At 39.7% G+C, this 23,546-nt stretch carries 21 protein-coding genes; 11 read left to right on the top strand and 10 right to left on the bottom strand.

Annotated elements, in window-relative coordinates; genetic code table 11:
- The first annotated feature begins 7 nt into the window (after positions 1–7).
- Complete coding sequence (locus tag AAEY62_RS17710; RefSeq protein WP_007581825.1) at positions 8–229, top strand: hypothetical protein; 222 nt, start codon at positions 8–10, stop codon at positions 227–229.
- A 410-nt stretch (positions 230–639) separates the two neighbouring features.
- Positions 640–2,661 (top strand): GAF domain-containing hybrid sensor histidine kinase/response regulator, encoded by a 2,022-nt coding sequence (locus AAEY62_RS17705; RefSeq protein WP_101164243.1) that lies wholly within the window; start codon positions 640–642, stop codon positions 2,659–2,661.
- A gap of 416 nt (positions 2,662–3,077) precedes the next feature.
- On the opposite strand, the gene ahpF is transcribed toward AAEY62_RS17705, so the two are convergent.
- Together ahpF and ahpC are read right to left on the bottom strand one after the other, a co-directional pair.
- Entirely contained in the window at positions 3,078–4,652 is a 1,575-nt protein-coding gene (gene ahpF / locus AAEY62_RS17700; protein WP_350635577.1) for an alkyl hydroperoxide reductase subunit F, read from the bottom strand.
- Between the two features lie 154 nt (positions 4,653–4,806).
- Positions 4,807–5,376: an alkyl hydroperoxide reductase subunit C gene (gene ahpC, locus AAEY62_RS17695; RefSeq protein ID WP_007581822.1), complete on the bottom strand. Its 570-nt coding sequence runs from the start codon at positions 5,374–5,376 to the stop codon at positions 4,807–4,809.
- Between the two features lie 282 nt (positions 5,377–5,658).
- Here ahpC and AAEY62_RS17690 point away from each other — a divergent pair, with 282 nt between their 5' ends.
- The 3 genes from AAEY62_RS17690 to AAEY62_RS17680 all read left to right on the top strand — a co-directional run bounded on the left by AAEY62_RS17690 (position 5,659) and on the right by AAEY62_RS17680 (position 7,565).
- Positions 5,659–6,078: a DUF3429 domain-containing protein gene (locus AAEY62_RS17690; protein ID WP_024591878.1), complete on the top strand. Its 420-nt coding sequence runs from the start codon at positions 5,659–5,661 to the stop codon at positions 6,076–6,078.
- A 266-nt stretch (positions 6,079–6,344) separates the two neighbouring features.
- Positions 6,345–6,746 (top strand): hypothetical protein, encoded by a 402-nt coding sequence (locus AAEY62_RS17685; RefSeq protein ID WP_002960599.1) that lies wholly within the window; start codon positions 6,345–6,347, stop codon positions 6,744–6,746.
- A 3-nt stretch (positions 6,747–6,749) separates the two neighbouring features.
- The gene (locus tag AAEY62_RS17680; protein WP_350635575.1) at positions 6,750–7,565 is read left to right on the top strand and encodes a class I SAM-dependent methyltransferase; all 816 of its coding nucleotides are present in this window, start codon (positions 6,750–6,752) and stop codon (positions 7,563–7,565) included.
- Between the two features lie 27 nt (positions 7,566–7,592).
- Here AAEY62_RS17680 and AAEY62_RS17675 read toward each other — a convergent pair whose 3' ends face one another.
- Positions 7,593–9,197, bottom strand: a complete 1,605-nt coding sequence (locus AAEY62_RS17675; protein WP_350635573.1) for a GMC family oxidoreductase — start codon at positions 9,195–9,197, stop codon at positions 7,593–7,595.
- A 102-nt stretch (positions 9,198–9,299) separates the two neighbouring features.
- Between AAEY62_RS17675 and AAEY62_RS17670 the strand changes: the two genes are divergently transcribed.
- The 4 genes from AAEY62_RS17670 (at position 9,300) to AAEY62_RS17655 (ending at position 13,620) form a co-directional block, all read left to right on the top strand.
- A complete protein-coding gene (locus AAEY62_RS17670; RefSeq protein WP_350635571.1) occupies positions 9,300–10,310 on the top strand; it encodes an AraC family transcriptional regulator in 1,011 nt (336 codons plus the stop codon).
- 37 nt (positions 10,311–10,347) lie between these two features.
- On the top strand, positions 10,348–11,334 hold the full coding sequence (locus tag AAEY62_RS17665; protein WP_350635569.1) for a Gfo/Idh/MocA family protein: 987 nt from the start codon (positions 10,348–10,350) through the stop codon (positions 11,332–11,334).
- Positions 11,335–11,777: 443 nt separating this feature from the next.
- Entirely contained in the window at positions 11,778–12,521 is a 744-nt protein-coding gene (locus tag AAEY62_RS17660) for a FadR/GntR family transcriptional regulator (protein ID WP_024591884.1), read from the top strand.
- Positions 12,522–12,756: 235 nt separating this feature from the next.
- Positions 12,757–13,620, top strand: a complete 864-nt coding sequence (locus AAEY62_RS17655; protein ID WP_024591885.1) for an EamA family transporter — start codon at positions 12,757–12,759, stop codon at positions 13,618–13,620.
- Positions 13,621–13,692: 72 nt separating this feature from the next.
- Here AAEY62_RS17655 and AAEY62_RS17650 read toward each other — a convergent pair whose 3' ends face one another.
- Both AAEY62_RS17650 and AAEY62_RS17645 read right to left on the bottom strand, forming a co-directional pair.
- The gene (locus AAEY62_RS17650) at positions 13,693–14,889 is read right to left on the bottom strand and encodes an MFS transporter (RefSeq protein ID WP_350635567.1); all 1,197 of its coding nucleotides are present in this window, start codon (positions 14,887–14,889) and stop codon (positions 13,693–13,695) included.
- Positions 14,890–14,963: 74 nt separating this feature from the next.
- Positions 14,964–16,058: an NADH:flavin oxidoreductase/NADH oxidase gene (locus tag AAEY62_RS17645; RefSeq protein WP_350635565.1), complete on the bottom strand. Its 1,095-nt coding sequence runs from the start codon at positions 16,056–16,058 to the stop codon at positions 14,964–14,966.
- A gap of 478 nt (positions 16,059–16,536) precedes the next feature.
- On the opposite strand from AAEY62_RS17645, the gene AAEY62_RS17640 reads away from it, so the two are divergent.
- Positions 16,537–18,954: a TonB-dependent receptor gene (locus AAEY62_RS17640; RefSeq protein ID WP_350635563.1), complete on the top strand. Its 2,418-nt coding sequence runs from the start codon at positions 16,537–16,539 to the stop codon at positions 18,952–18,954.
- A 103-nt stretch (positions 18,955–19,057) separates the two neighbouring features.
- Positions 19,058–20,641, top strand: a complete 1,584-nt coding sequence (locus tag AAEY62_RS17635; RefSeq protein ID WP_350635561.1) for a tetratricopeptide repeat-containing sulfotransferase family protein — start codon at positions 19,058–19,060, stop codon at positions 20,639–20,641.
- A gap of 107 nt (positions 20,642–20,748) precedes the next feature.
- Here the strand turns inward: AAEY62_RS17635 and AAEY62_RS17630 are convergent, their stop codons facing one another.
- The 5 genes from AAEY62_RS17630 to AAEY62_RS17610 all read right to left on the bottom strand — a co-directional run bounded on the left by AAEY62_RS17630 (position 20,749) and on the right by AAEY62_RS17610 (position 23,449).
- The gene (locus AAEY62_RS17630) at positions 20,749–21,000 is read right to left on the bottom strand and encodes a hypothetical protein (RefSeq protein WP_169060418.1); all 252 of its coding nucleotides are present in this window, start codon (positions 20,998–21,000) and stop codon (positions 20,749–20,751) included.
- A 400-nt stretch (positions 21,001–21,400) separates the two neighbouring features.
- Complete coding sequence (locus AAEY62_RS17625; RefSeq protein ID WP_350635559.1) at positions 21,401–21,718, bottom strand: hypothetical protein; 318 nt, start codon at positions 21,716–21,718, stop codon at positions 21,401–21,403.
- A gap of 80 nt (positions 21,719–21,798) precedes the next feature.
- Complete coding sequence (locus AAEY62_RS17620; protein ID WP_350635557.1) at positions 21,799–22,242, bottom strand: hypothetical protein; 444 nt, start codon at positions 22,240–22,242, stop codon at positions 21,799–21,801.
- A 106-nt stretch (positions 22,243–22,348) separates the two neighbouring features.
- On the bottom strand, positions 22,349–22,741 hold the full coding sequence (locus AAEY62_RS17615) for a hypothetical protein (RefSeq protein WP_169060415.1): 393 nt from the start codon (positions 22,739–22,741) through the stop codon (positions 22,349–22,351).
- Between the two features lie 102 nt (positions 22,742–22,843).
- A complete protein-coding gene (locus tag AAEY62_RS17610; RefSeq protein ID WP_350635554.1) occupies positions 22,844–23,449 on the bottom strand; it encodes a hypothetical protein in 606 nt (201 codons plus the stop codon).
- Positions 23,450–23,546 lie beyond the last annotated feature (97 nt).

The following is a 23,546-nucleotide window of genomic DNA, read 5'->3' as shown; positions in this document are numbered from 1 at the left end:
GAATATTATGAGCGAAAAAATAAACGAAGAAGCACTCCACGCCCTAAAAATAGCTTTTACTTACATGCCTAAAGCGATTGAAGTGACAAAGTATGAATATGGCGAGCGCTACCAAAGCGTACTTGATCACATTGAAGCTGTACGTGAAACACTGCTTATTAACGATGTTGACCCAGAGGAAGTAGGCGGCGATATCAACCCGCAATATACCCCAAATTCAACGTATTAAAAGTATACCGCTGAGTATTATATGCTCGGCGGCATGCTGCGCTATATACAAGGGCCTGTTTATCTTTCGAGGTTAAATTTGCAGCAGACTGCTTGGTATTTAGGCAAGGCAGAGCCTATGTAGTGTGGTTATTCCCCATAAATAGGCGATAACGCAGCATAAATGCCAAACATGCGCTGCCCTTTGGGTTCTGCCTAGGGACAATTTTTAATCCTGAAAGGTCAACAGGCCCTACTACTATTAATAAACCACTAACTTAGTTCATAAAAACATAAGGTTATAAAATTTAATACGTATCAATTTTAGTTATTAGTAATTAAAACTGCTAAACTGGATTTTAAACTAATACCAATGCCCTAATTGGCCTATGTATTATATAAATTGAACAAAAGCTTACGGGGTGTTTTCTTTTGAATTTTTTACGATGTTTTCACGATATAGTTTCTAATCAATCTCTTGATTTTGAAAATAAAATTAATAAGCTCTTAGTGTTTGGGTTAGAAGTATTTGACCTTGAGCTAGGTATTATTAGTAAAGTAGATAAAAACAGCTACACCGTTTTATATGCCAAAACCCCTGACAACTCACTTTTACCCGGTACCGTGTTTGAATTACAAGGCACCTATTGCGTACATACGCTCGCTGCAGGCTCTGCACTTGCCTTTCATAAAGCATCTCAAAGTGCAATTGCAAACCACCCATGTTATATAAACTTTCAGTTAGAGTCTTATATTGGCGCGCCAATAAAAATTGGTGATAAAATATTTGGCACCGTTAACTTTTCATCCGCAAAAGACTCCCTCGCTTTTAACGATGATGCTTACGACTACATCGAATTATTTGCACAATGGCTTGGATCGGAATTTGCTCGCACCCAAGCTAAAGAACAACTAATAAAAAATAGTAATACTTTATTAAAGTTAGAGCACGTTGCAAATATAGGTACGTGGGAGGTTGATCTAGTCTCCGATAAAATTACCTGGAGCGAGCAAACATACCTCATACATGAAGTGGATGAACAATTTCAACCGCAAATGAATTCTGCAATCGAGTTTTATAAAGAAGGTCCAAGTCGTGAAGGCATTACTCGCGCGGTAGAATTAGCCATAGAAAAAGGCAAAAAATGGAATCTAGAGCTTGAAATTATAACCGCTAAAAATAAACACTTATGGGTGGCTACCTTTGGTGAGGCCGAATTTGATGAAGGCCGATGTGTCCGATTATTTGGCACCTGCCAAGATGTAACCGAATCAGTAATGCTACGAGAAGAGCTTAAACAAAAGCAAGCTCAAGCAGAGCGCCTACTTGAAGACAGAAGCATGCTATTTGCTAAAATCAGCCACGAATTAAGAACCCCACTGAATGGCATTACAGGTATGCTAACCACATTAGTTGATGAACACAGTGAAGAAGTTCGCGCTGAAAAAATTAAAATAGGACTTAGAAGCGCCGATATTTTACTTAGTATTATTAACGAAGTGCTCGATTTTTCTAAAATTAATCATGGTGAGCTAAAGCTTGAACCTACTGACTTTTTACTAAAAACAATTTTTACCGATTTAACTTCTTTATATACACCTCTATTTAAAAACACGCATGTAACGCTACAAGTAAATAATACAATTGATGACAACTGCTGGGCGTTTAGCGACAACACACGCCTTAGCCAGATTGCTTCTAACTTACTGAGTAATGCACTTAAATTTACTGAAAATGGTTCAGTTACACTAAACACAAGCCTTTCTAAAGTAAAAGCTAAGCTAAATTTAAATATTGAAGTGTCTGATACAGGCCGAGGAATGAGTAAAGGCTTTTTAGAATCACTGTTTTCTCCTTTTTCTCAAGAAGTAGATGCTAAGAATTCAAAAGGTGGAACAGGCCTTGGCCTTGCAATAGTAAAAGAGCTTGTTGAATATATGGGCGGAAAAATAAAGGTAAAAAGTACACCTAATAAAGGCACTACGTTTTTAGTAAATATTCCTATTGAGAAAGGGACAGAACAAAAACAAGAAAGCCTTAAATCAACGTTAGATATCAATGGCAGTGAACTATCAGTGCTTGTAGTAGATGATAACGATATTAATAGGTTGGTGCTTCACGCTTCTTTAGGCAAACTTAATATTAAAGCCGACTCTGCAGTTGATGGCCAAGATGCTGTATTAAAATGTCGCCAAAAGCATTATGACCTTATTTTTATGGACTGCATAATGCCCATACTCGATGGATTTGAGGCAACAAAGCAGCTTAGATCAGAAAAAATCTGCTCGCGTGAAGGAACCTACATAGTGGCTATAACTGCTAATACTTCATCACAAGATAAACTTGCCTGCAAACAAGCCGGTATGGATATGTTTATATCAAAACCTTTTAAACTACCCATACTTGAAAAAGCAGTTATTAACGCGCTTGAGCATACAGCTAAAATTAGCTAACCTTTATAGCTAACTAATTGGTTAAATAAGGATATAAAATTAAAAACATAATTAGAACTATATTGCTAACAGTGCTTATTGTTGCGGTATTTAAAGCCGTTTCCACTGGGCAATGGAGCTCATCAATAACAATAGTTATCGTATCTGGCGTATTGCTGTTAGTTACATTTATCAGTGCTAAGTCATCACGTGGATCATCCGCTTATACTGGCAGTGACTCATCAGTTTCCTCTAGCAGTAACTCATTGCACTCTCACACAAATTGTAGCAGCGGTGATTCTGGCGGTGGGTGCGATTAAATCGTGTGCTAATTCTTAAGCATTAAAAAAGCCGCCTTTGGAGAAGGGCGGCTTGGGTTAACAAACAGCTATGGGTGTAGCCTTGCTGTTATATCAAGAGAGTTTTTACTAATTACATTAAGCAGCGCTTTGATCAGCTTCTTCAGAGTGACGAATTAAATAATCAAATGCACCTAAACTTGCTGTTGCACCGCTGCCCATTGCAATAATAATTTGTTTAAACGGAGTATTGGTTGCATCCCCCGCGCCGTAAATTCCTGGTAGTGACGTTGCGCCTTTAGCATCAATCAGTATTTCACCAAATTTACTTAATTCAAGGTCGCTGTCTTTTAACCACTCGGTATTTGGTATTAAGCCTATTTGTACAAATATACCGGCAAGTTCAAGCTCTTTGCTCTCTCCCGACACTCTATCTGTGTACATTAAGCCAGTTACTTTTTTACCATCACCAAGTACTTCGGTAGTTTGTGCACTTTTGATAATGGTAATATTAGCCATGCTTTTAGCTTTACGAATAAGCACTTCATCAGCACGTAGTGTGTCTGCAAATTCAAGTACCGTAACGCTTTGCACAATATTAGCTAAATCGATTGCCGCTTCTATACCCGAATTGCCACCGCCAATTACGGCAACAGGTTTACCTTTAAATAAAGGGCCATCACAATGTGGGCAATATGCCACACCATGGCCGCGATATTCTTGCTCCCCTGGTACGTTCATTTCGCGCCAGCGTGCACCAGTGGCAAGTACGAGCGACTTAGCTTTGAGTACTGCGCCATTTTCTAGTGTAATTTCGTAGCCATTGTTATAACCAAGTGCCGCTGCACGCTGATTATGCATTACATCTACATCGTATTCTTTAACGTGCTCTTCAAGCTGGGCAACCAATTTTGGCCCTTCAGTCGCCTTAATCGAAATAAAGTTTTCTATTGCTAATGTATCTGCAACTTGTCCACCAAATCTGTCGGCAACAAGACCTGTATTTAACCCTTTTCGTGCTGAGTAAATCGCAGCCGATGCGCCCGCAGGCCCGCCACCAATTACAAGTACATCAAATTTATCTTTTTTACTTAGCGATTCAGCTTGGCGCTGTGCCCCTTTGCTATCTACTTTATTGAGTATGTCGGTAAGGCTTAGTGCACCTTGGCTAAATGGTTCGCCATTTAAATATACAGCCGGTACAGCTAAAATATTTCGCTCTTCTACTTCGTCTTGAAATAATGCGCCATCAATCATGGTCGCTTTAATATTGCTGTTTGTCGCTGCCATAGTATTAAGTGCTTGCACTACTTGCGGGCACGTTTGGCAACTTAAACTTATATATACTTCAAAGTTAAGTTCTTGAGTAAGCGATTGTATTTGTTCAATGTCTTCGCTTTTAGCTTTACTTGCGTGTCCGCCAGTATGTAAAAGAGCTAACACTAAACTTGTGAATTCGTGGCCCATAGGTACGCCTGCAAACGTAATATGAGTGTTTTTAATAGGTGAATGTACAACCATTGACGGGCGACGCGCGCTTGTATCTGGGTTGTTCATTACCGTAAATTTATCGCTCAGTGAGGCTAAATCGTTCGCTAAGCTTTCTACTTCTGCTGATTTTTTGCTGTCATCCAAGGCAATAAGCAGCTCAACAGGTTGAGTAAGCGATTCAAAATGGCTTTTTAATTGATTTTTTATGTTGTTATCTAACATGGCTTAACCCTTTTAGGAAAATTTAAACAGCAAGCCTCCCATGCCAAATAATGCATGTGCTTAAACAAGTATATTGATATAGGAGGCACCAACAAACGGATGTTCGGTGATTTAAGGGCAGTTACCTGCCCTTATAGTAGGAATAAATCTATACTTAGATTTTACCAACTAGGTCTAGTGAAGGTGCAAGTGTGTCTTCACCTGGCTGCCAAGATGCAGGACAAACTTCACCGTCGTGAGTTGCAATGTATTGTGCAGCTTGTACTTTACGAACAAGTTCTTTAGCGCTACGGCCAATACCTAAATCGTGAGTTTCAATAATTTTAATTTCACCTTCTGGGTTCATTACAAATGTACCGCGAAGTGCTAAGCCTTCTTCTTCAATCATTACGCCAAAGCTACGAGTAATACGTCCTGTTGGGTCGCCAATCATTGGGTAAGTAATTTTACCAATTGTGTCTGACGTATCGTGCCATGCTTTGTGAGTGAAGTGAGTGTCAGTAGATACTGAGTAAACTTCTACGCCCATTTCTTGAAGTTGTGCGTAATAATCTGCAACATCACCAAGTTCAGTAGGACATACAAATGTAAAGTCTGCTGGGTAAAAGAAGAAGATTGACCATTTACCTAGAACATCTTTTTCAGACAATTCTACAAAGTCACCGTTGTGGTAAGCGGTTGCATTGAATGGTTGTAATTTTGTATTGATTAATGAAGTGCTCATGGTATTTCCTCATCTATATTTAATGTATTTAAAAAGTAATCAACGCTCTCGTTTAAAACGACCTTCTGCGTTGGCTTGGTTAATACAATAAGGCTAATGGATAATTAAATAAAATTGATTGTTTAGATTAAAACAATCGGTTTTTTGGATTGAACTATATAATCCCTGTTATCGTAAGCATTATTTGGATTGTAAACGCTGGCGAATTATTAAGATCGCTAATCGCAATACTGCTACAATAGCCGCGCTTCAAATAAGTCATTAAATATAAGGCACGCCGTAATGGAAAAATTTTTTAACCACATACAACTAGGTTACTTAGGCTTAATCCCGTTTTTAGGGTGTGTGGGTTGGCCGCTTATGTTTGGCAGTAATAGCCTTAACTTAGAGTTTTTTACTTTTTACAGTATCGCCATTTTAGCATTTATGGCAGGTAGCTTGTGGCGCGCCGGAGAGCAAAGCTATAGCAATGCAATTAAAGCGGTATTACCTGTTATCCCAGTTCCATTTTTATCATTTTTACCTGTAGAGTGGGCACTGGCTTGGCTAGGTGCTAGTTTTTGGTTAGTACTTATATTTGAAAAAGCCACGCCGCAATGGAAAACCTATCATAAAGATTATCAAAAAATGCGTGTAGTACTTACCTCTGTTGTGTTTGTGTGTCATATCCTTACTATTGGTATGAGTATTTACCCTAAGTAACCTGAGCTCTGGATAATAAATCTATCTCAAGCAGCTATTTTCAGCGCTAACTGCGTTGAATTTACTTGCAATAGGCCCGCTATTGACGCGTAAATTCGCCTTGTTCTCACAGAAAATCTCTGGCTAGAGAAAATAAACTTAAATATCACCATAATTCAATGCGTTAGCAAATCTATTAACCAGAGTTCAGGTTAAATAGCAGCTGTAAACTTAAATATTGCGTGGTAATAAGGTAATATCCGCGCACTGCTATTTGAGGACACACCATGATTGACCAACTACGCCAACAACTCGACGAACTTGGCGAAAACTACGTAGAAAAAAACGCTGCATTTAAAATCAAAGTGATCCCATTTTTTTGTGCTATTCGCATTAAAAAAGATCATAAAAGCGAAGGTCGTTTAAGCTTTTATTCAAGTCAATTACTCGAAATTTTCTTAGTCGTCTTATTTTTGCTATTCGGTTTAACACTCTACGATACAGATGCAGGGTTTACTCACGGCCCTATTCATATTGCCTTTGCCATTTTAATTACCTTTAATCTTATTATTAAACAAATCGCAATCGAAGGATTAAAAACCAGACTTGCGTTTCATCGTTTACTAGCAAAAGACTCACAAACAAATAGCGATATAAATAATACTGCTACAAACATAAACGCTAAATAAAATATGTATTTAAATCCTCAATGGCGAATACTCACCGTAGGCGATGGCGATTTATCGTTTTCGAACGCTATTTACACTCATCTATCGCCAAAAGCTTTGCTTGCATCCACTTACGATGACCAAACTACTATTGAGCAAAAGTACCAGCACAATGCACTTGGTAACCTAAAAGCGCATAACGTTGAGGTACTTAATAGTTTTGATGTAACAAATCCCGCGTGTTGGCAAACTCTAAGTGAAAACCAGCACAGCTTTGACGTGGTTATTTTTCAGTTTCCGCTTATACCTGCGTTTGTTGGCCGTGAAGCATTTGAAAACAACACGCGCCAAACCAGTATGAACGTATTAAACCGCGCTTTGCTGCATCAATTTATTAAATACGCTAACGAATACGCGCTTGATAAAAATGGCCCAATGCTGTGCTACATCACTTCAAAAGATGTAAAACCTTATCGAGAATGGAATATAGAAGGGAGTTTAAATAACGGTTTAAACGCTGATTATTTAGGCCAAATCCCATTTGATATTAGCCATTTTGAAGGTTACAAAATTCGTAATGTTGACCGCGATAAACACGTAAAAGACACCAGCGGCATAACTTACGTTTTCAGCCCAAAAAGTATTGATACACATACTAGCGAATTAAGCTCACGTCTTACCAAACCTGCATACTTAACATCTAGCCATTGCTCCCTTTGCCGCGTTGGACCTTATATGGCAAGCGAGGACGAAGCCAAGCATCTAAACGCTAAAAAGCATCAGCAAATGCTACATCTTGAAAGCGATTGGCAACAATGGCTAAATGAGTTTTATAGCTAATTAATAGCCCTACTACAGTTTATTTAATTACACCTTTTCGTGTTTAATTAAATCAGCTGCTTTTTCAGCAATCGCAATTACCGGTGCATTTGTGTTGCCGGTAATAATGGTAGGCATAATCGACGCATCGACTACGCGTAAGTTACTTACCCCGTGTACTCGCAAATTAGTATCCACCACTGCCATTGAGTCCTGCCCCATTTTACATGTCCCGACTGGGTGATATTCGGTATCTGCAGTTTGGCGTATAAACTCAATTAGCTGATCATCATTATTTATATCAAGCGGGTAGACCATTTTACCGCGTATGTTATCAAAAGCTTTGCTTTGCATAATAGTGAGTGTTTTTCTAAGGCCTGCAAGCATTACAGTTAAATCATCTGGATGGCTTAAGTAATTAGGGTCAATAAGTGGAGCACTACGCGGGTTGTTATCGGCTAATGTAATAGTACCTCGGCTTTTGGGGCGCATAATACTGCTGTGTATACTGTAACCATGCCCAGTGTGTAATTTACGACTATGATCGTCCACCAGCCCAATTACAAATTCTAGCTGCACATCGGGAGCTGGCGAGCCTTCAAATAATTTAATAAACGCGTGCGACTCTGCAAAGTTACTGGTTAATCGCCCTTCTCGTTTACTAAACCAGTTAACACAGCCTTTTATAATGCTGGCAATGCCTAGCGGGCTTATACCAAATGTGCCTTTACTTGTTTTTGATTCATAAAGTGGCACTACCGTTAAATGATCTTGTAAATTAGCGCCAACACCTTCAAGTACGTGCTGAACCTTAATGTTATGTGCACTTAACTGCTCTTTTGGGCCAATACCTGAAAGCATTAATACCTGCGGCGAATTAATAGCGCCAGCACTAAGTATTACCTCTTTTTTAGCACGCAAATTAATAACCTCTTTATTACGCTCTATTTGCACGCCTTGCGCTATCTTATTGGTTATATTTATTTTATTAACGTGGCTATGGGTTAATACCGTTAAATTTGGGCGGTTTAAATACGGTGTTAAATACGCTTTTGCTGCACTACAACGCTCGCCATTGCGCTGAGTTACCTGCGATAGACGTGCGCCGCTTTGCTCTTTGCCATTTATATCGTCGCTTAAATTAACGCCCTGCTCAGCACAGGCATTTAAAAAGTATTGGTTTACATCGCTTGGGTTATTTAGCTCTTGTACATGTAGCAGACCCTTTGTCCCGTGCAGCTCATTATTTGTAAACGCTTTATTGTTCTCAGCTTTAATAAAGTACGGGAGTAAACTCTCAAAATCCCATCCCGTATTGCCATTAGCAGCCCATTGGTCGTAATCGTACTTATTACCTCTTATGTAAACCATTGCATTGATAGAGCTTGAGCCACCCAATACTTTGCCACGCGGCACAAAACCACATCGGTTATTAAGCTCTTTTTGTGGCACCGTATTGTAATGCCAGCTATTTATGCCATAAGGGACACTCGCTGCTATGCCTGCTGGCATTTGCACAAGTGCACTTTTATCGCTGCCGCCAGCTTCAATTAAACACACACTGACATTTTTATCCTCAGACAATCGCGATGCCATAACGCAGCCGCCACTGCCTGCGCCAATCACAATGTAATCAAATGTTGTATTGTTCATGGTGTACCTTAATAAAAGTTTTAAACGGCCTTAACAGTAATATTGCATAGAAAAACCCAATAAAACTTGATATTTTTAGACATCACTTATTTGGGGTTAACCATGAGCAGCCTAATCAGAGCCACGTCATTACAAGGTATAGATACCCTAATTAGCAAATTTGGCGGCGATCCGCATGAAATAATGCAAAACTGTAATATTAATAACGTTGACTTTAAAAATCTCGATAACCAATATTTACCTTATCGAGATTACGCTGAGCTATTAGAGTACTGTGCTTGTAAGTTCAATTGTTCTAGTTTTGGCCTTAGGCTCGCAAGTAGACAAAATTTTGATATTTTAGGGCATATTGCAATAGCAGCTAAAAGTAGTACTAATTTAGGTGATGCACTTAATTGGGTTATTAAATACCTTCACTTGCACAGCCCTGCACTTAGCTTAAACTCCCACCCTTTAGAGAATGATAAAAGCTTGTTTTTATCATTCGAAATTAATTTAAAACCATTACCGAACATTAACCAAGTGATTGAGCTAACCATTGGTTTAGCATTGGCTGTTATTAAAAAGCTGAGTAATAACCGCTGCAAACCAATTAATATATTTTTGCCAAAAAAATTAAGTACTAATACTCGTGCCTATAACACTTACTTTGGTTGTAACGTTATAGAGCATCGCAACAGCGCTGGTATTGTAATCTCAAAAAGTGATTTAACTCTTGAGCTTGATCACCCTGAACTAAATAAAGTACAAGCAGCGCTAAGCTTCTTGGCAAAAAACAAAGAACACACACAACCATTGCCCAACCAAGTTAGTGCACTAATTAGGCCTATGCTTCCTATTTATCAATGTAGTAACCAAACTATTTCAGCTGCGCTGGGTATGCACCCGCGTACTCTGCATCGAGAACTTATCAAACATAATACGAGCTTTATAAAACTTAAAGATGCCACTCGTCGCGCTTTAGCTGCACACTATTTAGCGCAAAACCAATTTACAATATCAACCATATCTGAGCTTTTAGGGTATCAGGAGCAAGCAACACTAAGTGTTAATGTTAAACGCTGGTTTGGATGTTCTCCTCGAGCATATAGGACTAAAAAGATGTTAAACTAAACACTCTTATTATTTTTATTTAAGCTAAGGAGTGAGCATGAACTTTGTTATTGTTGGCACCAATTTTATTAGCGACACACTGTTAGCCGCTGCAAATACATTAAACGATTTTAATTTATATGGGGTGTGCTCGCGCGCAGTATCAAGCGGCGAAGCATTTTTAGCCAAACACCCACAAAATGCACAAGCAAAAATTTTCACCTCAATCGAGCAAGTATGCCAAGATCAAAATGTTGATGCTGTCTACGTAGCCGCCCCTAACAGCTTACATAAGCAATATGCCGTTATGTGCCTAGAAGCAGGTAAACATGTCCTTGGCGAAAAACCATCAGCAGCCAATTCTAAAGAGCTTGCAAGCATTATAGCTACAGCAAAAAAACATCAGCGCCTTTACATGGAAGCCATGATGACCACTCACTTGCCTAACTTTGCACGACTGCAACAGGCAATGGTAAAAATTGGCACACCACGTAAATATATTGGCCAGTACAGTCAATATTCATCGCGTTACGATAAATATAAAAATGGCGAGCGTCCAAATACGTTTTTACCCGAGTTTGCTAATGGTGCTTTAGTTGATTTAGGGGTTTACCCACTGTATTTATTAATTGCACTTTGGGGAGCGCCGCAAAGCGTAAGTGCCAGTGGCGTATTACTTGATACAGGTGTAGATGGTGCGGGCGATGTATTACTAAACTACGCAGATAAACAAGCCGTTATTAGTTACTCTAAAATATCGCAAGGCGACAACATAACCGAAATACAAGGCGAGCTTGGACGCATACGTATAGAAGCTGTATCGCAACTCAAAAAGGTGGAGTTTATTGCTAATAATGGTGAGGTAGAGGTTATATCCCAGCCGTTTGATGAGCACTTTATGAAATACGAAGTTGAACATTTTATGGCATTAGTGAAGCAAAATGTTCTTGAGTCACCCGTTAATACACATATTTTAGCCAGTAACGTAATGAGCGTACTTGATGAAGCGCGCAAACAGCTTGGGGTTGTGTACCCTAACGACTAATTAAATAAAATATGGGCGTTAACCAACGACAGTTAACGCCCAGAAGAAAGCTTAAATAGCTCTCGTACAACGACACATTTTACAAAACACACTTTACAAACACATTTAAAAATAGCGATCCCCATCCATGGGCAATCAAATACTTCTACAGCAAACTTAACACTAACAACCCAAATTCGGTTTATTACCAATATTTATTATTCAATAACCTTAAAACTAACCTAACACATAAAAACATTACCAATCAAGCTAGCCAATTGCATTATTTTAAACTAAATTGGTAATACAATAATACAACCATTGGTGTATAGTGGTTTTTAACCATAACATCGCGTTAGAATTTTGACATAATAGTGAATTTTAAGGTAACCTCTGATATTAACAGTTGGTTTTGACTTTTAGGCCCCAGAGGCCATTATTCCTTAAGGTAATGAAGGTAAAGTATGGGTAATCGTCGCTTATTTTGGCGCATAGTTGATAAAATTGAGTCTTTAATAAATCAAGGCGAATTTTCTGCTGGGAGTCGTTTACCACCTGAACGTGAACTTGCAGAAATGTTTGATGTAAGTCGCCCTACCATTAGAGAAGCTATTATCGCATTAGAAGTACGTGGCCGAGTTGAAGTTAAAACCGGCTCTGGTGTTTACGTAGTAGAACAAAAAAATGCATCTATAAAATCAAAAGAGATCAGTGCATTTGAACTTACTCAAGCTCGCGCATTAATTGAAGGCGAAATTGCCGCTTTAGCTGCTCAAAGCATTACAGAAGAAGAACTAGAGCAACTAAATAAAACATTAATTGCCATGGAAAAAGGCCTTTATGTTGAGCAAGCCGACCGTGAGTTCCACGAAATTATAGCTAGAGCAACGCGCAATAAAGCACTTGAATTTGCAGTGTCTAACTTGTGGGATTTACGTTTAACAAACCCACAAATTGTTGCTGACTATGGCAGTGTGTGTAAAAACAATAACGAGTGCGTTATGGACGAACACACCGCTATTTATACAGCCCTAAAATCTCATGATGCAAATGCAGCGCGCACCGCAATGCACAAACATTTTAACCGCTTAATTAATGCTTTATTTGACGCTGTAGAATCGCGCGCACTTGAAGAAATTAAACGCAAAAATGATGAAAAACGAGGCCTCTACTCGCTTGATGGCTTAGTTAATAAAAGTGCCCACTAAGGCCTTTTAACCAACTGATTAAAGTTAGCAAACGCCTGTTTGCTAACTTTACCTCTTACTTTATTTACCCGCCCTATTTAATATACTTTTAATTGCGCTATTTTTGGTCGCAAACACTTACCTATAAATTTAAAAAAAGATACTATGCCGCCATTAATATCGGGCGGGTTTAGCTTTTATACTCCCTGCATTACAATTTAACTAATTGATAGAGTTACTCAACTCAAGGATAAAAATGCAAGCATCTTCAAAAAGTTATTTACTGGCTATCGTGTGTGTACTGCTTGCAATGATGACCATTCAAACGGGCGCGTCATTTGCAAAACAGCTTTTTCCTATTGTTGGTCCTGAAGGCACGACAGCCCTTAGGCTTGGTTTTTCTGCCTTTATACTTTGCTTAGTGTTTAAACCTTGGAAACACTTACCTACTTCGGGTAATCGTATTCCTATAATTGTGTATGGTTTAAGTTTAGGCGGCATGAACATTTTGTTTTATTACGCCATTGAACGCATTCCACTAGGCATTGGTGTAGCACTTGAATTTACAGGCCCGCTTGCTGTTGCCTTATTTTCATCACGCCGTAAACGTGACTTATTTTGGGTTGCGTGTGCTATTGCCGGTATTTTACTTCTGCTTCCTGATATGAGCGGCCAAGACAGCCTTGATCCATTGGGTGTAGCGCTTGCGCTTGGTGCCGGTGCATGTTGGGCAGGTTATATATTATTTGGTAAAAAAACGGGCACACAAAGCTCTGGTGGAGCCACTGTTGCATTGGGTATGACCGTTGCCGCTATAGTGCTAGTACCTTACGGCGGCATTATGCAAAGCGCCGCGTTTACGTGGGAAATTATCCCACTGGGTATTGGTATTGCTATTTTATCAAGCGCACTGCCTTACACACTTGAAATGGTTGCACTGCGTAACATGCCTTCACAAGGGTTTAGCGTAATGATGAGCTTAGAGCCTGCAATTGCCTCGCTCGCAGGGTTTATTATACTGGGTGAGTTACTTACTTTATGGCAGTGGCTCGCTATTTTACTTGTAATTATTGCATCTGTTGGTAGCTCGTTTTCAAACGCAAAAAAACAGGCTACTTAATTAACTACCAAATAACCTAAATAAAGTCACCACGTAACATGGTGACTTTATTGTGTTGTATCCGGTAACTTTTTAACTCACAGCCTTACTTTGCTTTTTAGTTGTAACCAAATAGCCAATCAACGAAATAAGCGGCATGCCCGTAGCAACCAGTGCAATACCTGTCCACCCGCCCGCTTCATATAATGGGCTGGCAATAAGCGAGCCTACTGCGCCACCTACAAATATACTCGTCATGTAAATAGCGTTTAAACGCGCACGGCTTTGTGGCTCTAGTGCGTACACAGCACGTTGACCCAATACCATATTGGCCTGCACAGCAAAATCAATAAACACACCGGTTAATGCCAATACTATAATGCCGTAAGGTAACTCAAATAAGCTTGGTAAAAAGCACACTGCTGCAATTACTTTGGCCAGTAACGACAACTGATGCGTATAGCCCTTATCTGCCAAGCGACCAACAATAGGGGCTGCTACAGCACCTGCCGCACCCACTAATGCAAACAATGCTATTTCTGATTGCGATAAACCATACTCACGGGCAAGCACAACCGGTACGCTCGTCCAAAATAAACTGAATGATGCAAACATTAATGCTTGAAAAAGTGAACGTTGGCGCAGCACTGGTTGGCTTATCATTAACTGTTTAAGCGATTTTAATAACTTAAAATACGTTGTTTTATGGGTAGGTTGCCTGCTTGGAATAGCAAAATAAATTACGCCTGCAATAAACACCATACACCCTGCTGCAAAGTAAAATACAGCGCGCCAACCAAAGTGATCGGCTATTAAGCTCGATATAGGTCTTGCTAGCAAAATACCTAACAACAAACCCGCCATAATATTACCAAGAACTTGTCCGCGTTTTTCGTCAGACGATAAATGCGCAGCAAGTGGAATAAGCACCTGAACAGAAACCGAACTTATACCTATCATTAAACATAAAATAAGCATTACATTAGGTGAATCAGCAAGTGCCGTACCCACTAAACTCAAAAACGACACACCAAGAGTGACCAACATAAGCTTTTTATTTTCAACTAAATCAGCTAACGGTACTAAAAAAAACAACCCCAAAGCGTAGCCTATTTGTGTAAGCGATACGATAAGGCTAGCACTGCGTGAACTTAATCCAACTTCTGGGGCAAGTAACTCAATAATAGGTTGAGCGTAATAAATATTGGCAACAATAAGACCGCAACACAAAGCAATAATAGTAACGAGTGTATTGCTAAGAGGTTGCGCTGAAACGCCTGTTTGGGTCATGTGTGTCTCTACTTTATAAAAATAATAAAACCCAACCAGCAAACGCGGGTTGGGTTTTTACAAAAAACTTCGTTTTACTTAATTGGTGATGGCTGCCCATGTGGGCTTGAGCGTAAATACTGTTTAGGTGCAGTTACTGTAGCGCCAAGCTCTGCAGCTGCATGCCACGGCCAATGCGGGTTATATAAAATGCCACGCGCCAGCGCTACACCATCGGCTTGCTGCTCACTAATAATATCTTCGGCTTGTTGCGCCTCAGTAATTAAGCCCACCGCTATAACAGGCATTTTAACCACTTCTTTTATGGCTGTTGCAAACGGTACCTGGAAATTAGGTTTAACTGGTATTTGTTGCTCTGGGCTTAGGCCCGCCGTACTTACATGAATAAAATCACAACCTAGTTCATCAAGCGCTTTACTAAGCACTATCGATTGCTCTAAATCCCAGCCACCTTCAACCCAATCGGTTGCCGAAATACGCACACCCACTGCTTTATTACTGGGGAATACCGCTCTTACCGCTTTAAACACATCAAGTAATAAGCGCATTCTGTTTTCTAGGCTGCCACCGTAGTTGTCATCGCGCTTGTTTGAAAGTGGCGACAAAAATTGATGTAACAGGTAACCGTGCGCACCATGAAGCTCGATTAAATCAAGGCCGAGTTCATCAGCGCGTTTAGCTGCACTTACAAAATCTTTAATTAGTGAATCTATGTCAGATTGGCTCATTGCTTTTGGCACTGGGCTGTTAGCGTCGTACGCAATTGCCGAAGGTGCGAGCGTTTGCCAGCCATTTACATCATCAGGTGCAATGGCATCACCACCGTCCCATGGTTTTTCAGTCGATGCTTTGCGCCCAGCATGCGCTAACTGAATACCAATAGGCATAGGGCTGTATTGCCTTACTGCTTTTAGGCTTTTGCCTAGTGCTTGTTGGGTTTCGTTATTCCAAAGCCCTAAATCGCCGTAACTAATACGCCCTTCTGGGTTTACTGCTGTTGCTTCTAAAATAAGTAACCCTGCACCACTTAAACTCAATTGGCCTAAATGAATAGTATGCCAATCGCTAGCAGCGCCATTATTGGCTGAATACTGGCACATGGGTGCAATAATAATACGGTTATCTAACGTTACTTGCCCAAGTGATAAAGGCGAAAATAGTTGGCTCATTGTTAATCCTTAAAAACACGCACAAAAAAGTGCGGACAAAATAAAAAAGAGAATACGAAGCGGCAATCAAACACGCTCACTCAATAACTTAAACTGTCACTAATAATGGCGACTTAACACTCTTAATGGGGATCAAAATACACTTTAATAGTGCTAATAAAAGTATAAGTAATGACATTATGAAATATTAATTTTAATGTAATAATTTGTTTAACGAGCATGTCATAACACCATCTTTAAAATATGAATGACTATTTACCTTTAAACAAGGGTTTAATTTTTAATCTAACTGTACCTAATTACACTAAGCCATTGCCTGCATTACCGATTAACCAAATAAAAACCCTACATATCAACCATATTTATTCTATAAAAGTGAATTAAAATTCAATTTAAATATTCCAAGCTACTTCACTCCCTGATAAACTGCTTAACTTAATTTACTAATGTAAAACATTTGAACCGGGGATCACTTTTTATGTTTAAACCAAGCTTGTTAACCTTGGCTATTTCGAGCGCTATTTCTAGCGTATTTTTATTGCCTAATGCCGCACTTGCTCAAGAAGAAGTTGCAGCTAAAAACAAATCACTCGAAGTAATCGAAGTTACAGCAACAAGGCGCAGCGGCTCTGTGCAAAATGCACCGCTAAATATTACAGCCCTTGATGCTGATATAATGAAAGATCAAAATATCAGTGAGCTTGCGGATGTAGCGCGCTGGGTACCTGGTTTAACAATTACCGATCAAGGTGGCCGCTCAGGCTCGCCTATTATTGTTCGTGGTTTAAATACAAACTCTTCTGGTCCATCGTCAGATGGTGGCACGGTATCTACTTACATTAACGAAATTCCAGTTTCGGTAGATATGCGCCTAGTAGATATTGAGCGTGTTGAAGTATTAATTGGGCCACAAGGCACGCTTTATGGAGCAGGCACATTGGGCGGTGCAATTCGTTACATGCTTAAACAGCCTGAGCTTGATTTTACATCGCTTGAAGTATACGGCGACCTATTTCAAACAAAAGAAAGTGACTCTTTAGGTGGCGAAGGCGGCTTTATATTTAACCTTCCACTTATTGAAGACAAGCTTGCAGTTCGCGCCAGCATAAACGTATATGAAGACCCAGGTTTTATCGATTACGGCTACGTAGTACGCGAACCAGGCGTATCGTTGCCAGATCCAGATTGGAACGATAGCTCAGCGGTTAACAACAACCTTAAAAATGTGAAAGACGCCAACGGCGAAACCACCACAACAGGTCGTATTTCTGTACGCTTTAAACCAAATGAATCGTTTGAAGGTACGCTTAACTACTTTTACCAAAACCAAGACAGCGAAGGCCGCTCGATTGTTCATTACAACAGCCTTAATGCAAACAACGGCTTAAGCGATGTAATAGGTAAATACGAATCGGCTTATCGCTTTGAAGAGCCTCGCGAGAAAAAAGATCAATTACTAAGCCTCGAACTAAAAGCCGACCTAGGTTTTGCAGAGCTCGTATCGGCAACCGGTATTTCAAGCTTTGATGCCGACGGTCAACGCGACCAAACAGACTTACTTATTCGCCTAGATTACGGTTATGAAGAGTTTCCTTCGTTTTCAACGTTTACCCGTGAAATAGACGAAGAAGATACCTTCACTCAAGAAATTCGCTTAGTGTCGCAAGGCGACAGCGACTTTAACTGGATTGTGGGTGGCTTTTACAACAAAACAGAAACCGAAGCATCAAGCAGAGAGTTTACGCCTGGGTTTGACCAATTCGCTATCGATAACTTTGGTGGCGAGCAGCTAAGACCTGACTCATTAGAATACTTAGAGCTTACAAAAAGTACCGTCACTGAGTCTGCACTATTTGGTGAAGTTGGCTACCAAGTTACCGACAAATTAGATGTGACCATTGGTGCCCGTTTTTACAAATACGATATAGAGTCGCAAGCGGCTTTTGACTTCCCGCTAGCAAATACATTGTATGGTGGAGTAGATCCTGATGTAACCACCGTTGCATACGAAAAAGACGAGGCAGGCGATAACGGTAACTTATTTAAATTTAATGCTAAATACCAGTTCACTGACTCAGTAATGGGTTATGTAACAGTAAGTGAAGGCTTTAGAATTGGCGGCTCAAACGGTTTAGTGTCTTGTCCTGATCCAATTGTTGAGGATCAACAAACAGGCTGTGGTAAACCTGACGAATTATTATATGAAGCCGACACCACAACAAACTACGAGCTAGGCTTTAAAAGTACATGGTTTAGAAGCCAGCTACACTTTAACGCCGCGTTATTTAACGTAGATTGGGATGATGCGCAAATCACTGGCGCTACAGATATAGGTCAATTAACGTACCTTTCAAACGCAGGCAGCGCTAATGCAAAAGGGGTAGAAATTTCGACTCGTGCAATTTTATCTGACTCGTTTTCAGTTTACGCTACGTACGCTTACACAAAAGCAGAACTAACATCAGACGCACCATTTTTGTTTAATGCCGATGGTACCGGTGGCGCAGAAGACGGCGACCGTTTACCTGGCTCACCTGAAAACCAATTTTCGATGGGTGTAAACTATCAAACAGATGTGTTTAACGACAAAACGCTTGATATTAACTACGGTTTAACCGCGCAAAGCGACGTGCTTTCAAGAGTAGGGCTTCGTGATAACGGCGAAACACTACCAGGTTACAGCTTAAGTAATATATCAGCTAAATTAACAGCTGATGCATGGTCAACTACCCTATATGTTGATAACCTATTCAACAAATACGCGGTTACCTCCGTTCGTCGTTCAGATGCCGATATAACATCCGCTAATGGCGCCGACATACAACGTAACTACGGTCATTACATTAATCGCCCGCTTACGGTAGGTGTTAAATTTAACTACAAATTTGAAATATAATTTAAGCGACTTTTAAACAGTCTCACTTTTTAAATACTGTTTTAAGGCTCAAATTTATTTGAGCCTTTTTATTTTCTTTTACAAAATAATAATTACCAAAACCATGCAGCCAAATTTAAAGCAACTTCATCAAAGCGCAATACACTCCCTAAACCAAGGTAAAATAGAGCAAGCACACAAAGCCCTAGTGGAGTTAGTTACACTCAAACCAGACTTTGCTGATGGATATTTTTTGTTAGCTATGGTTAATTTAACTGTTGGGCAAATACACAAAGCAATAAAGCTCATCGAAAAAGCCCTTACCCTTGGCCAAAGTATTGAATACACCGCGCAACTTGCTAAATGTTACGCACTTACTGGCGAATTACAAAAAGCAAAAAACACCGCGCTATCAGTGCCATTAAAACAAATAACTAAAGCACTTGATGCCGACACACTCGGCGTTGCACTTACTCAAGCAGGCATTCACGAGCAAGCACTTAACTACTTTGAGCGCGCTATTACACTGGCTACAGCGGCTAACAAAGCTCAACCACCGTTTTATTATAACTACGGCGTAAGCGCTAAGTTTTTAGGACTATTTGATAAAGCTCAACACGCTTTTGAAAATGCCATAGCGCTTAACCCGCTGCATCATCAAAGTCATTTTGCATTAAGTGATTTAACTAAAGTAAGTAAGCAAAACAACCATATTGAGCGCTTAAAAAACGTATTTGAGCAAGTAACGCACCCCGATGAAAAACTGCATATTGGCCATGCTTTAGCAAAAGAGTATCAAGATCTTGGTGAGTTTTCAGAGGCTTTTACCGCGTTAGAGCAAGGTAAAGTAGCAAAACGTGCTGTACAGCCGTTTGATCATAAAAGCTCAACTGAGTTATTTGAACATATTAAACTCTTAAGTGAACAGCACACACAAGCGCGAGTACAAGGTAACCCAACGGCAGAGCCTATTTTTGTATTAGGCATGCCCCGCTCTGGCACCACATTGGTTGAGCGTATTTTATCGAGCCACAGCGACGTGCAATCAGCCGGTGAATTACAAGACTTTGGCCTAAGTGTTAAAAAGCTAAGCCAAACGCAAACACCGCATGTACTCGACACTCAAACACTCAGTAAAGCCTACGAGCTTGATTTTAATCAGCTTGGGTCAACCTATTTAAACGCAACACGCGTAATAACAGGCAGCCATAAGCACTTTATTGATAAGCTCCCGTTTAACTTTTTTTATATCGACTTAATAACCAAAGCACTGCCAAACGCTAAGATTATTTGCATGCTGCGCGACCCTATGGACACCTGTATTGGCAACTACCGCCAGCTATTTACTATAAATAACCCCTACTACGCGTACTCGCTCGATTTACTCGACACCGCTAAATTTTACAGTCGTTTTTACAAACTAATGCAGCACTTCAGCGCCCTGCACAACAATATAAAATTAGTAAAATACGAAGAATTAGTCGCACAGCCCGAGCAACAAATTAAAGAGTTAGTCAGCTTTTGTAACTTAGATTGGCAAGAACAGTGTATAGATTTTCACTTAAACACCGCACCAGTTTCTACTGCAAGTAAAATGCAAGTACGCCAACCACTTAACAATAAAGCAATTGGCCGTTGGAAAGCATTTAAGCCACATACTGATAAAGCAGTGGAGTACCTTTTAAAACAAGGTATCAGTTTTGAGTAATGGTTTTATAGCTTGGGAGTTAAATGGATGGACTTAGGGATAGTCCGCTTTGTGCCATGAGCGGATATTGGTAACTCCCGCACAAGAGGGGGGTAATGTAGTTTTTGTTAAGGTCTGATAATAAGCATTTCGTGAGTTGAACTAGCATCAATTATATTTAATTCTAGTAGTCTGTTTATAAAGCTCACTCTATGTGTCCCTTCTATAAGGTGATACGGATGCCCAAGTCGACAGCCACCAAGCTCACAACCAAATGCATGATCAATAACCACTGGCGAAAAGCTCCATGTTCTATTTTTAAGACAATACTCTAGTGGTGGATAAGTAAGCCTGCTAGTACCATTCAAATAATCATCCACTTGGAAATACCAGAAATCTAGAGGCTTATTATCATCGTAACGAACCTCGCTATAGATCTGCTCAGCCGTGAATGAAACCCTTTCTACTCTGTGTTTGTTGATGTCAAATTCTGGGAAGCATCGATTAAATCTATCAAAGTGTTCCAAGCAAATAGAGCTAAGAAAATCACGATCAATTGTTTCAGCGAAATCACCAACCTGGATTAGGTATGACTCCCAATTCAAGTCACCTTGATAACGAGTGTCTGACTTTTTTAAAATACTCGGAAGCATGTATAGCCTTAACACCCGCATAACGGGCAGTAATGCATGGGCAAAACTTAAAGCGAAGCGACAGTGCCCATGTATTACTGTCCCAGCGAGCTTGCGAGCGAGTCTATGCGCTTGTTATGTGCCGACTTTAAACCGAGCACTCTTTAATTACACTAGCCATAAACGTTTTTGATAGCTTAAAAGATTTAGGGGTAAACACTTCAGGTGTTTCATCTGTTTTGGTGCCGTCGATAGTTAAATCATAAAATGTAATTTTTCCAGCTGCTTTTTCAACTACAACAGATAATTGATAATTTGTCTCTTTCTGAAGTTCGCTAAATTTGGTTTCAAAACAATTTTCAGAAACAGCATTATCAAGTATTTTGCCATAACCCACTTTATTTATAGATTTCACACCACACGCAGGTAACAAAGATAAAAATAAAATGGCAACGAAAGTTTTCATATCACCTCAGGCACATAACTTCTCAAATATGGGGCGCGGCTTTTTCGCATCCCACACATTATTTGTTTGTTAGGGCATCTTTAACTCTTAGCTGAAAATCTAATTTCCTTATCGAAGTTACCTAACCATGATTTAACTTTTATTATGTTTGCTGCTGGATAGTCAGAATTATCATGCGGTAATTCTGTTACTTTTAAAAGAGAAGATCCATTCCATCGCTCATCTAACCAGTAACTTACAATTGCCCATTCTTCACTAGTGACTTGAAGGATAAACTCTAAAGCGTCATCATAAGCATCATTGTTTCCAAAGTCGTCAAAATGGGCGTGATAGGCGTCAAAAGATACTGTAACTTCTTCATTAAAAGTATCCAAAATTAAGAGTTCTTCAGCCTTACCACTTGGGCAAGGGACTTTAGCCTCAAAAACAGTGACTCCTTCATATTCAGTTGGTCGGCCAAACTTCTTCCATTTTGGAAAACGCGAATTGAATTTCAATTCTATTTCTTTAGAGAATTCATCCATAGTTTAAATAGGTGCCCTAACGCCTCAAACAGAGGCTAAAATTGTTGGCTAAAATAGCGAGGCACGAGCAACAGCCAACTGTTTATAGTCCTGCTGATTTGCCTTGTTAGGTGTTTTTAAGACTAAAAAACAACTCACCTAATGTTAAGTTATCATGCCATAACCCATTAAAATTAATACTATATTTTTTCTCACAATATTCAGCTAATGTTTCAACTTCTAGATCATCAGCCATCAGTTTTGATGGATATAATTCGCGATAAATATCTAATATCTTATCATCAGGTTCGAATTTGAGCTTATCACTTGGAGAGAATGCGAAAGCATCAGTAAACATTAAGAGAAACTCACGAATATCTTCTTTATTAGAACTGGAAAATGTTGATTTCCAATTCTTGCCCATGCAACTACGCTTGCGATACTTTTTAGGCAAGGTGTCACCAACCCAAAAGAGCAACATGAGAATAACTCCGATCACGACGATGTACTCTAAATCCATGAAACACCAAACGCCCTAATAATGGGCAAAAAATTGTTGGCTAAAATGTTGAGGAACGAAAACAGCCAACTGTTTTTTGTCCTTATTAATTAGCTTGTTAGGCTATTTTTGCAGAGAACTCCGAATTGGAAACCACCACGTACCTAAATCTTCTTTATTTTGTCTTCTTGCAGCAAGAGTTTCTTGCGCCTCTGTTTCGACATTAAATAAATAGGACTTAGATATGAAGTCTTTGCTATTGCGATCAAACGCCTTAATTTCGAGGTTATATTCACCTGTTTGCAAAGCAACATCTGAAAGTTCATCAGAAGTTTTACCTAAGCTTGCAAACCTTAGATAATGTTGAGTTCCTGATTTTCCGTGAACCAAAATAGGGCTAGCAGCTCGTCCTGGTCCCCAACCTTCACCTTTGTGTGAGTTTTCCTCAGCGAAATCTTGCCAGAAAAGCTCCCACTTCTGTTTAGTTGGTGAAGTTAGAATTAACTTAAAATCAGTAATAGTACCGGAATGAGAGCCTTCATTTATTACCGTGATAGGAATGTACATGGCAAAATTTGAAGGCATATAGTAAGCCCAAACACGGTTATCAATGTAGACATCGACCTCGGCTTTGCTGTTGCTTAATTTGTAACCTAAAGCTGTTCCTGCTAATGCTCCAGCAATTGAACCGCCTGCGCCTAATATTGAAGCGAATAATGTAGGGTCCAACGAAACTCTCCTTAAATAGCCTAACGAGCCTGTAGATTAACTCGTTTTTAAATTTGTTTTTATTGATAAACAAACCATAGCTGAGTTCCTATTTTGG

This window comes from Pseudoalteromonas sp. GW168-MNA-CIBAN-0100, assembly GCF_040309225.1.
In the GTDB taxonomy this organism is placed as follows: Bacteria; Pseudomonadota; Gammaproteobacteria; order Enterobacterales; family Alteromonadaceae; genus Pseudoalteromonas; species Pseudoalteromonas arctica.
The sequence above is the reverse complement of the archived record's forward strand: the minus strand, read 5'-3'. Positions and strand labels throughout refer to the sequence as shown.